This window comes from Ottowia sp. (assembly GCF_047975795.1).
In the GTDB taxonomy this organism is placed as follows: domain Bacteria; phylum Pseudomonadota; class Gammaproteobacteria; order Burkholderiales; family Burkholderiaceae_C; genus Ottowia.
Genome location: NZ_JBKEEE010000021.1, coordinates 22,485 through 30,833 on the forward strand (window position 1 = coordinate 22,485; position 8,349 = coordinate 30,833).

Genomic DNA, 8,349 nt, shown 5'->3' on the forward strand with positions numbered 1-8,349 from the left:
GCTCACCCTCGCACCTTTTGAGTTAGGGCCGTCTTTTGAGATAGGTTTTGCAGCAGGCGGCGCATCACGTCGCTGATGGCTTTTTGTTCGGGCCGGATGAACTCAGACCATTCGCGCTCGGCCATGCTTTTCAGTGTTTCGCCTGGGCTGTTGTCTTTGACTCCCGCGTAATAGACCAGCAGCCGCCGCATGTACACATCAAGCCCGCGCCATTGGCCTTCTGCGTCGCTGGCCTCGCGCAGGTTGCCGATGGTTTTTTTCATCCATGCGCGCTCTTTTTCGTTGGGTGGTCGACGGCTTGGCTCCAGCAGGTGGGGGCCGGCCGCGTCACGCTGGGCCATGGCCTGCTGCGCGCGTGCAATGCGCGCCAGCAAGTCGGCCTCGCTGAGGCTCTTGTCCACCCGTCGCGCTTTTTTGCCGATCTTGTTTTGCATGCGGTCACACCCCCAGGGCTGCGCGCTGCGCCGCGCTCAGGCGGTTGATGCACAGGCAGGTGCACGCCAGTGCCACACCCAGCAGGCGCTGGGCGCGGTCTTGCGCATCGGCCGCGCTGCGCGCAATGGTCACCAGTTGCGTACGCTGGCCCTGCGGGCCAATGTGTTTGATCAAATATTGCATGTGTGTTCTTTCTTGCCGTTGGGTGGTCGGGGTATCGGGGTAGTCAGTGCGCGCCAAGGGCCTTGGCAATGGCCGCGCGCGCCTGACCCATCAGCGGCTCTATCTGCATCGGCGTCCAGCCGTAGGTCATGTCGGCAGCGGCCAGCAGGTCGCGCAGCGCGTCCAGCAAATCTGGCGCGGCGGTGATCAACCTGGCGTTGGCGGCGGTGCCTGGCAGGCCCGGCAATGCCGTGGCCACAAACACCGGGCCGCCCGGTGTGCGCGCCACCACCAGGGCTTGGCGCAGGCCGCAGCTCATTACCTCGCCCTCGGTAACCCAAGGCCCTGGCGTGTGCTGTGTGGCGCTGCCAAAGGGGGCTTGCTCGGCCTGCTGGTGCGGGGCGCTCATACGGCACCGCCTTGCCGCGGCTGGGTTTCTGTTTCTTTGTTCATCGTTCGCTCACTTTTTAAAAGGCTGCACAAGTCCCGCACGGCCGCTCAAACGTCCGCGCAGGTGGTGGTTAGGGGTGGGCGCTGGTTAGGCTGCGCTGGCCGCTGGTGGGCCGCAGGCGTCGAACAGCTCGGCGGTGATGGGGGGCATCGTGGCGGGCTGGTAGTCGCCCTCAGGCGCGGTGTCCAACACGGCGCGAATGCGGCCGCGATTGACGTGCGGGCTTAAAGGGATAACCACGCTGGTGCTGGGCCGCGCGGGCACATTAAGGCGCGCGTCCAGCATCAAGGTGGCGGCAAAGGTGGCTCCACATTCGACGTTGATGCAGTCGTAGCCCAGCCTGCGCATGGTGGTGCCCAGCTTGTGGCTGGTGCGTATGCGCAGGGGCTGGCCGCAGTCGGGGCAGTCGATATGGTGGCTCATGCGGTGCCGCTCAGGCCATGGCGGGTTCGGCTGCGTCGTCATTGGCCGCCGCGCCAAAGTGATGCACAGTGGCCGGTGGCTCTACCCGCTCCACCCGCAGCACCGCGCGGCCGGTCACCAGCTTGGCATCGCTGGCCGCCTTGGCGGCATTGGGTGCCAGCAACTGGATGGTGGGCAGGTGGCCCGCGTCGGCGGCGGCCTCTACGTCGGCGGCCGGTGTATCCACTGGCACCATGGTGGCGCGGTAGCTGTGTAGCTGGATGATGGACTTGTCCATTAGGTTGCTCCTTTTAGGTTGGTTTGCTCGCCCATCAGCACTCGCCGCAGGGCACTGTTTTCTTCGCGCAGCAGGCGGTTTTCACGCTCCACTTGTGTCTCGATGCGGCGCATGGCGTGCAAGTCCCAGGCGCGCGCGTGGTTAAGCCACAGCAGCGGCGCATCGTTGCCGCAGTAGTCCATCAGTCCAAACAGCTTGGGCACCGTGATGCCTTCTTGGCCCGACTGCCAGCGACTAAATTGCGCCTTGTCAAAACGCAAATCGGCCTGTACCTGCTTGGGTTCGCGCCCGGCCAGCTCAAGGCACAGGTCAATGGCCCCGCCCAAATCGCGCTTGCGCGTGACCTCAGCCACGGGCACCTCTACAGGCAAGGCAAACTGGGTCATTGGGCTTGCCTCACAAATTTGTTGAGTGGTGTTGAGCGGCTACTTGCGCCAAAATTTTTTGCATGACTCAAGGCAACAAAAAAACCACCCGCGCCGCCTACGCCGATCAAGGAGGATGCGTCATTGCAAAGGCTGGCGCAGGCACTGCGATCTGTCGCAGCGGCGGGGCGCGGGGGGTGCAAAGTCATACTGTTAAGGCTTTAGTCAAAAAAAAGGAGCTATGAATGACCGACATGACCGGCGATCAAATGGATGACCTGTTAATCGACATCGGCCACGCCATTGGCATGGCCCTGGCCACCTACCATGCGCACGCGGGCGGTGATAACGACCGTTTGAGCGCTATCGGCGACAAACTCAACCTCGTGGCTGACGACGACAGCGCCAGCCCCTTTGTCAACCTGGTGCTTATTGGTGCGTCCGAGGCGCTGCGCCGCCGCCTGCGCGGATAACTCTGGCAGGCGCAGATCCTCCAGCGTGAAGATGCGGCCCCTTGCAGTGGCGCTGACGGCTGTGCGCCTGGACTGGTCGGCGTACCTTTGTGCACGCGCCTCGACCATCGATTCGAGTGTCACGGTGCCGCCAGTGAAGTCGCGCACTTTCAGCATGTACTTGGTCGGCACGCCGTCATCAGCGATTTGGGTAACGCGCCCCAAAGTGACCCCAAGATGGGCCGCAAGGGCGGTTCGGCGCCCCTGTTCGTTGTCCAGCCATGTTTTCAAATTCGTTTGCATGGCTCTGTGGTGCTTATTTGTTTGTCCGAGGCGCTGCGCCGCCGCGTCCGCAGGTGACACGGGCTGGCGCAGCTCTTCTATCGTGTAGGTGCGTCCATATTTTTTGCTCATGCTGCGACCCCTGCGGTGGCGCTGGCCAAGGTGGCCAGCTCGGGCCAGTGGTCGGCCCAGTCGTCACGCATCTCTTGGCGTGTCACAGCCCCGTTGGTGACGCGCTCCAAGGCTGCACAACGATTAACAGGGATTGGGCGCTTTTTGGTGGCCCAGAAATGGATGACCACGTGGGTCACTCCCATGGCGCGGGCCACTGTGGCGATTGACCCGTGCCCTTGGTTTTGTAGATAGTTAAGTAGCTGCATGTACTGCAATGTAGCCACGTGTACTCCTATTGTCAAGCGCTATGTACGTCGCCTTTTTTAGCTTCTTGTTAAACAATCCAAGCCACTTGATGCAAACCATCCATGACATCTATCGGGACAGATTGCGCATGCTGATCGCCGAACACACCACCCAGGCTGCTTTTGCTGAGGCCATTGGCAAGTCGTCATCGCAGGTTGGTCAGTGGCTCAGTAGTAGCGGGCGCGGGCGGCGCATGTCGCCTGCCACCGCGCGCGAAATCGAGGTGATCCTGGGCAAACCTATGGGCTGGATGGATCAACCCATCCAGGTGCTAACGCACACAACCATCGCCCCTGCGCTGTCGCCTGGGCGGCCTTTGGTCAACAGCGTGGCCATCCCCAAGCACATCGTTGAGGCGACCCAGGTGCAGGCGCACGGTGGCGATCCTGATGGCGACTACATCGCCATTCGCCGCACCCGCCTTAAGCTGTCGGCCGGGGTCAACGGTTTTGCCGTCGATCACCTGGACGACGACCACGCCCCGCCCTTGTGGTTTCAGCGGGCATGGATTGCCAAGCAGGGCTGGCGCGAGGGCCAGTTGCTGGCGCTCAAGGTGACGGGCCGCAGCATGGAGCCTGGCCTGTACGCGGGCGACACGGTGCTGATCAATACCGCCAGCACCACGCCGGTCGATGGTGTAGTTTTTGCCGTCAACTACGACGGCGAGCCGATCATCAAGCGCCTGGTAGACGATGCCGGCCAATGGTGGCTGGCATCAGACAACCCCAGCGGGGCCTATCCGCGTATGCCGTTTACGCCAGGCTCTTTTGTCGTGGGTGAGGTGGTGCACAAACAGAGCCAAAAAATATGACGGACGACTACCACGGCCCCACCAGCAACCTGCAAAGACAGTACCGGATAGAGCGCGCTTGCTCACAACTGCTGGGGGTGATTGGCGGCATTACGGCAGACGGGCACCTGCACGACCTGGAGATCCAGTACCTGCGCACCTGGCTGAATGAACAGCGTGACAAAAACGACAACTGGCTGCATGGCAGCGCGCTGGAGCTGGTGGAGCATGTGTTGGCCGATGGCGTAGTGACCGATGCCGAGCGCGCCGACCTGCTGGTCAAGCTGCAAGACCTTTCGGGCACACACTTTGCCGACACCGGCGCGGCCACAGCAGAGACCACCGCCTTTCCAGTGGACGCTGGCCCCGCCTTGTTTGACAGCCACAGCTATTGCTTGACGGGTAAGTTTTTGTTCGGCGGGCGGGCTAAATGCAAGGCGGCCACTGAGGCGGCGGGCGGCGTGGTGGTTGACTCTGTGACGCGCAGCACCAGCTTTTTGGTCATCGGCGCTGCCGGGGCTACCGTGTCCTGGAAGCAGGCCAGCTACGGCGCAAAAATCGACGCTGCAATGCGGCTCAAGCAAAGCGGCTTGGGCATTCAAATTTTGGATGAGGCCACCTGGACGATGGGTGTGTCTGGCCCCAGCGAGGCAGCGGTATGACCGATTTGGCTGCTCCCCCTAAACGGGCGCGCTCGCAAAAGATCGCTAACCCGGCTACTTTTTTTGCCCATTGGGCGTTCGCCATCGAGCGGCAGCACTGGGAGCTGCTTGGCTTGTCGTATCGGCAATTCGTGCTAGACCTCAAGCCGTATTACTCGTGGGCCACCTTCACCCCGGCGCGGCTCAATTTCGATGAGGGCACGGTGTTCCGCCGGGGCGACACATTTTTGCAGGTGGTTTTCAGCAGCGGCGACGGCATGGTCGAGGTACACGAGGGCCGTGTCGGGCAGGATGCCGAAACGCCAGTGCACATCGTCGATGGTAAAGCTGACTTATCTACCGCGTTTGGGGTGCGGCGCAATGGATGGTTGATGCGCGAGGCCGGGTTGGCGCGATGGCTCGAAACCGGCGTTCGCCCAGCAGACGCAGTGCCGCTACACATGGGCAATAGCAGTTGTAGCGGCTTGCTGCGCATGGCGCTAAACCCCGCCCCCGATTGATTTAGTCGGGTATTCGGTTTTTTAGGGGGCTGGATCGTCGTCGTCTGGCGTGGCTTGGGTGTCGCTGCCCACGGTCTCCAGCTCCAGTTGGGTGGCAAAGCCCTGCCCGCCATCCATGTTGTGCGTGGCTGTTTTGACAAGCCATTGGTCATGGTCTATTTGGTGTTTGTGCCAGCCGCTGACGCTGGCGCGGCTTTGGGGGGCAATGTCGGGGCGGGCCAGGGCCAGGGTCAGCTCAAAAGTGGCTGCGCCGCGCGCCAGGCGCTGCTGTTCGGCGCGGGCGGCGGCCAGGGCGTCGGCCTCGCTGCCGTAGATGGTGCGCAGGCGTTTGGTGCGCTCATCGCTGCCGGCGATGACGTGGCGGTGGCGGGCTTGGCCGTTGTCTTGCCAGGTGGCGCGCACGCCGGTGTAGGTGTCGCGGTCGGCGGCGTGCCAGCGGTGCTGGTCGCCATCGGCGCGGGTGATTTGCACGGCGGGCAGCGGCTGGCCGGTGGCGGTGGTGGCGCTGTTGATGGGGGCAAAGATCAGCGTGCCTTTTTTTACCGTGGCCACCGCGTCGTGCTGGCGGCCCAGGCGGGTCAAAAAATTGAGGTCACTTTCGTGCGTCTGGTCGATGTGCGGCAAGGCGATGGCGGCCAGCTCGGCGGCCACGCGGGGCGTGAGGCCGTGGCGCGCGGCAATGGCGCGCACCACGTCGCCCAGCGTCTGCTGGTGGTAGCTGGCCTCACGCCGGGTGCGCAGCTCGCCGCGCAGGTCGGCGCTGCGGGCGCGGATGCTGATCACGTCTGGAGCGCCTTTGTGTTCGGATTCGTCCACCACAAAATCACCCTTGTCAATCAGGGGCTGGCCAGCCCAGCCCAGGCGCAGGCTGATGCGCTCCCCTTTGGGCGGTATGGCCACGCGGCCGCTGCTGTCGTCCAGGTCGATGTCCAGTTGGTCGGCCTCATCGCCCCGGCTCTCTTTGAGGCACAGGCGCATCAGCAAGCCCTCGATGCGTGGCGTGATGTCTTGCCCGCCAATGGTCAACAGGTAGTCGGGCTGGTGGTGTCCGTAGGTGGTGGTGGTCATCGCCAGTCGCCCTCAGCGCCCCGGTTGCCTTTGGCCCACTGGTCGGCAAAGTCGTCTTTGATCTTGGGCCAGGCGGCCCATCCCTTGATGTAGCCGCGCATCCAGTCCAGTCCGCGCAGGGCGCGCCACTCCAGTATTTGGCGCACCAGGCATTGGTGCAACAAGCGTTGCGTAGCGGCGCTTTGGGTGTCGCAGCGGTGGGCGGTGGGCATGCTCATTGGCCTAACCACCAGTCCCAGCCGTCCCAGTCCCAAGCGCTGTCATCGCCTGCGCCGCCGGCCGGGTCAACCTGGGTGGGGTCACTCACGCTTTTGAGGCCGATGGTAAAGGTGGTTTTGCGGGGCACGCCCTCGGCCACAAAGCGGCTGCCGGTTTGCTCGATGCGCTCAATCACAAACGCGCCATAGTTCACCCCGCGCCCATCGGTCAGGGTGTAGGCCGCGCCTTTGGCGGCCATCTCGCTCAGTGTGTCGAGTGCGCCGCGCTGGCCCAGCTCGGGCGCTTGCAGGCCGTTGATGGTGATCTTTTGCGCCTCTGGCCCCAGGTACTGCACGCCAGGTGCTGCACCCACGCGGCTGTTTTCGGGGTGTCGCCAGGCTATTTGGCGTTGCATCTCATCAAACGCCAGGGTGGTCAAACCAAATTGGAATTGGCCCAAAGTCATCAGCATGGTGGGTGGCCTTTTGGGGTTGGTGCATCAGCGGTCGGTCAGCATCGACATGCCACGGCTGGCCTTGGCGCGCTCGCGCCGGTCAAGCTCGGCCGCCACGGCGCGGGCAATGGCCTGCGCGTCTTGCCCCGGCTGTGCGTTGATGGTGATGGTGTAGGCCGATGGCGCGGCCGTGGCGCTGCCACCAGCGCCCAGGGCAGGCACGGCGGCGGCGAATGCGGGCGCAGCCACCAGGCCCGGCAGCGCGGCCATGGCGGTGGCGGCGCGGGCCACCAAGGGCGCGCGCTGGGCAATGCCACGCGCCGCGCCCTCGCTGACCCAGCCGCCGAGCTGCATAAACACGCGGCTCGGGCTGTTGATGCCCAACTTGTTTGTAAACCAGCCGGTGGCGTTGTCGGCCACGCCCACGATGCTGGCCTTAACACTGGCCACCTTGTCACTGATGCCGCGCGCCAGCCCGGCCATCATGTCGCTGCCCGCCTGCCACATGCGCTGCGGCAGTGCTTGCAACCAGGCCAGGCCGGTGGTGAATATGTTTTTAATGTCGGCCCACAGCGCCAGCGCGCCGCCCTTGATGTCGTCCCAGCGGGTGACCCACATCGTGATGGCTGTGGCCATGAGCGTGAAGGCCAGGCCCAGCGGCGTGGCCAGCAAAAAGCGGGCGGCTGTGCCCAGCACACTAAATGCCTTGCTGCCCAGGCTGGCCATGGTGGTGAGGCTTGCGGCGCTGGCAGCGGCTTTGGCCGCCATCAGCGCCATGACTGCCTTGACGGCAAAAATGGTGGGATAGATCACCGCAAACACGCTCAACAGCGCGCCACCGACCACCATCAGCGCCGCCACCGCAGCGGCCACGCTCACCAAGGTGGCCACCACGCGCGGATTTTCTTTGACCCATGCGCCCATCTTGGCCCCGGCTTGTGACAGCCATTCGGTCAGCGCCTTGGTTTGAGGGGCAACCGTTTCACCCACGCTGGCCAATACGTTGGTAAACGTGCCGGTGGCCGCTTCCCATAGGTTGCCCTGGGTTTTGAGCTGGTCATTCACGCGCTCATTCAAGTTGGCCTGGGCGGCCATTTTGGCGGCGGCCTCCTGGTAGCCGGCCATGCCTTTGTCCATCAGGATCGACAGCACTTGCATGGTTTCGGCGTCATCGCCAAACATGGCTTTGAGCGCGCCGACGCGGGTTTGCGTGTTCAAGCCTTTGAGCTTTTGCAGCTCGGCCATCATCTTGTCGACGCCGCTGAATTCACCTTTGCCATCGGTAAAGTCGATCTTTTGGCCGGCGGGCAGCATGGCGTTGCCTTTGGCCATTTTTTTGGCGTCCATGCCGCCTTGCAACACCTTGCGCAAGGCGTTGCCAGCGGCTTCGCCTTTCATCCCCGACTGGTC

General features: G+C 63.5%; 14 protein-coding genes and 1 pseudogene. 3 read left to right on the top strand and 12 right to left on the bottom strand.

Annotated elements, in window-relative coordinates; all coding sequences use genetic code 11:
- Positions 1-2: 2 nt before the first annotated feature.
- The 8 genes from ACK5NW_RS02875 to ACK5NW_RS02910 form a co-directional block, all read right to left on the bottom strand.
- On the bottom strand, positions 3-434 hold the full coding sequence (locus ACK5NW_RS02875; RefSeq protein WP_416924856.1) for a hypothetical protein: 432 nt from the start codon (positions 432-434) through the stop codon (positions 3-5).
- A 4-nt stretch (positions 435-438) separates the two neighbouring features.
- Entirely contained in the window at positions 439-618 is a 180-nt protein-coding gene (locus ACK5NW_RS02880) for a hypothetical protein (RefSeq protein WP_416924858.1), read from the bottom strand.
- A 43-nt stretch (positions 619-661) separates the two neighbouring features.
- Positions 662-1,006 carry a hypothetical protein gene (locus tag ACK5NW_RS02885; RefSeq protein WP_416924860.1) on the bottom strand — a complete coding sequence of 115 codons (345 nt, stop codon included), beginning with the start codon at positions 1,004-1,006 and terminating at the stop codon, positions 662-664.
- A gap of 129 nt (positions 1,007-1,135) precedes the next feature.
- The gene (locus ACK5NW_RS02890; protein WP_416924862.1) at positions 1,136-1,471 is read right to left on the bottom strand and encodes an ogr/Delta-like zinc finger family protein; all 336 of its coding nucleotides are present in this window, start codon (positions 1,469-1,471) and stop codon (positions 1,136-1,138) included.
- A gap of 10 nt (positions 1,472-1,481) precedes the next feature.
- Positions 1,482-1,748 (bottom strand): hypothetical protein, encoded by a 267-nt coding sequence (locus ACK5NW_RS02895; RefSeq protein ID WP_416924864.1) that lies wholly within the window; start codon positions 1,746-1,748, stop codon positions 1,482-1,484.
- Positions 1,748-2,134 carry a hypothetical protein gene (locus tag ACK5NW_RS02900; protein WP_416924866.1) on the bottom strand — a complete coding sequence of 129 codons (387 nt, stop codon included), beginning with the start codon at positions 2,132-2,134 and terminating at the stop codon, positions 1,748-1,750. The genes ACK5NW_RS02895 and ACK5NW_RS02900 overlap by 1 nt, the downstream gene beginning before the upstream one ends.
- A gap of 260 nt (positions 2,135-2,394) precedes the next feature.
- Positions 2,395-2,979, bottom strand: a complete 585-nt coding sequence (locus tag ACK5NW_RS02905) for a hypothetical protein (protein ID WP_416924868.1) — start codon at positions 2,977-2,979, stop codon at positions 2,395-2,397.
- A complete protein-coding gene (locus ACK5NW_RS02910; RefSeq protein ID WP_416924891.1) occupies positions 2,976-3,227 on the bottom strand; it encodes a transcriptional regulator in 252 nt (83 codons plus the stop codon). Before ACK5NW_RS02910 ends, ACK5NW_RS02905 begins: the two co-directional genes overlap by 4 nt.
- A 128-nt stretch (positions 3,228-3,355) precedes the next feature.
- Here ACK5NW_RS02910 and ACK5NW_RS02915 point away from each other — a divergent pair, with 128 nt between their 5' ends.
- From ACK5NW_RS02915 to ACK5NW_RS02925, 3 genes are read left to right on the top strand one after another with little or no spacing between them, the layout of a single operon-like run.
- Positions 3,356-4,078, top strand: coding sequence for a LexA family transcriptional regulator (locus ACK5NW_RS02915; protein WP_416924870.1), 723 nt, complete (start codon positions 3,356-3,358; stop codon positions 4,076-4,078).
- On the top strand, positions 4,075-4,719 hold the full coding sequence (locus ACK5NW_RS02920) for a BRCT domain-containing protein (protein WP_416924872.1): 645 nt from the start codon (positions 4,075-4,077) through the stop codon (positions 4,717-4,719). The genes ACK5NW_RS02915 and ACK5NW_RS02920 overlap by 4 nt, the downstream gene beginning before the upstream one ends.
- Positions 4,716-5,219, top strand: a complete 504-nt coding sequence (locus ACK5NW_RS02925) for a hypothetical protein (RefSeq protein WP_416924874.1) — start codon at positions 4,716-4,718, stop codon at positions 5,217-5,219. The genes ACK5NW_RS02920 and ACK5NW_RS02925 overlap by 4 nt, the downstream gene beginning before the upstream one ends.
- Before the next feature lie 21 nt (positions 5,220-5,240).
- On the opposite strand, the gene ACK5NW_RS02930 is transcribed toward ACK5NW_RS02925, so the two are convergent.
- The 4 genes and pseudogenes from ACK5NW_RS02930 to ACK5NW_RS02945 form a co-directional block, all read right to left on the bottom strand.
- Positions 5,241-6,287 (bottom strand): phage late control D family protein, encoded by a 1,047-nt coding sequence (locus ACK5NW_RS02930; RefSeq protein WP_416924876.1) that lies wholly within the window; start codon positions 6,285-6,287, stop codon positions 5,241-5,243.
- Complete coding sequence (locus ACK5NW_RS02935) at positions 6,284-6,505, bottom strand: hypothetical protein (RefSeq protein WP_416924879.1); 222 nt, start codon at positions 6,503-6,505, stop codon at positions 6,284-6,286. The genes ACK5NW_RS02930 and ACK5NW_RS02935 overlap by 4 nt, the downstream gene beginning before the upstream one ends.
- Entirely contained in the window at positions 6,502-6,957 is a 456-nt protein-coding gene (locus tag ACK5NW_RS02940; RefSeq protein WP_416924881.1) for a phage tail protein, read from the bottom strand. Before ACK5NW_RS02940 ends, ACK5NW_RS02935 begins: the two co-directional genes overlap by 4 nt.
- 837 nt (positions 6,958-7,794) lie before the next feature.
- Positions 7,795-8,337 (bottom strand): annotated as a pseudogene (locus ACK5NW_RS02945) (phage tail tape measure protein); the annotation flags it as partial.
- Positions 8,338-8,349 lie beyond the last annotated feature (12 nt).

Coding starts and splice junctions, on each gene's coding strand:
- ACK5NW_RS02875 (WP_416924856.1), bottom strand. CDS start 434: ATGCAAAACAAGATCGGCAAAAAAGCGCGACGGGTGGACAAGAGCCTC.
- ACK5NW_RS02890 (WP_416924862.1), bottom strand. CDS start 1,471: ATGAGCCACCATATCGACTGCCCCGACTGCGGCCAGCCCCTGCGCATA.
- ACK5NW_RS02905 (WP_416924868.1), bottom strand. CDS start 2,979: ATGAGCAAAAAATATGGACGCACCTACACGATAGAAGAGCTGCGCCAG.
- ACK5NW_RS02940 (WP_416924881.1), bottom strand. CDS start 6,957: ATGCTGATGACTTTGGGCCAATTCCAATTTGGTTTGACCACCCTGGCG.
- ACK5NW_RS02920 (WP_416924872.1), top strand. CDS start 4,075: ATGACGGACGACTACCACGGCCCCACCAGCAACCTGCAAAGACAGTAC.
- ACK5NW_RS02880 (WP_416924858.1), bottom strand. CDS start 618: ATGCAATATTTGATCAAACACATTGGCCCGCAGGGCCAGCGTACGCAA.
- ACK5NW_RS02935 (WP_416924879.1), bottom strand. CDS start 6,505: ATGAGCATGCCCACCGCCCACCGCTGCGACACCCAAAGCGCCGCTACG.
- ACK5NW_RS02930 (WP_416924876.1), bottom strand. CDS start 6,287: ATGACCACCACCACCTACGGACACCACCAGCCCGACTACCTGTTGACC.
- ACK5NW_RS02925 (WP_416924874.1), top strand. CDS start 4,716: ATGACCGATTTGGCTGCTCCCCCTAAACGGGCGCGCTCGCAAAAGATC.
- ACK5NW_RS02900 (WP_416924866.1), bottom strand. CDS start 2,134: ATGACCCAGTTTGCCTTGCCTGTAGAGGTGCCCGTGGCTGAGGTCACG.
- ACK5NW_RS02915 (WP_416924870.1), top strand. CDS start 3,356: ATGCTGATCGCCGAACACACCACCCAGGCTGCTTTTGCTGAGGCCATT.
- ACK5NW_RS02885 (WP_416924860.1), bottom strand. CDS start 1,006: ATGAGCGCCCCGCACCAGCAGGCCGAGCAAGCCCCCTTTGGCAGCGCC.
- ACK5NW_RS02910 (WP_416924891.1), bottom strand. CDS start 3,227: ATGCAGCTACTTAACTATCTACAAAACCAAGGGCACGGGTCAATCGCC.
- ACK5NW_RS02895 (WP_416924864.1), bottom strand. CDS start 1,748: ATGGACAAGTCCATCATCCAGCTACACAGCTACCGCGCCACCATGGTG.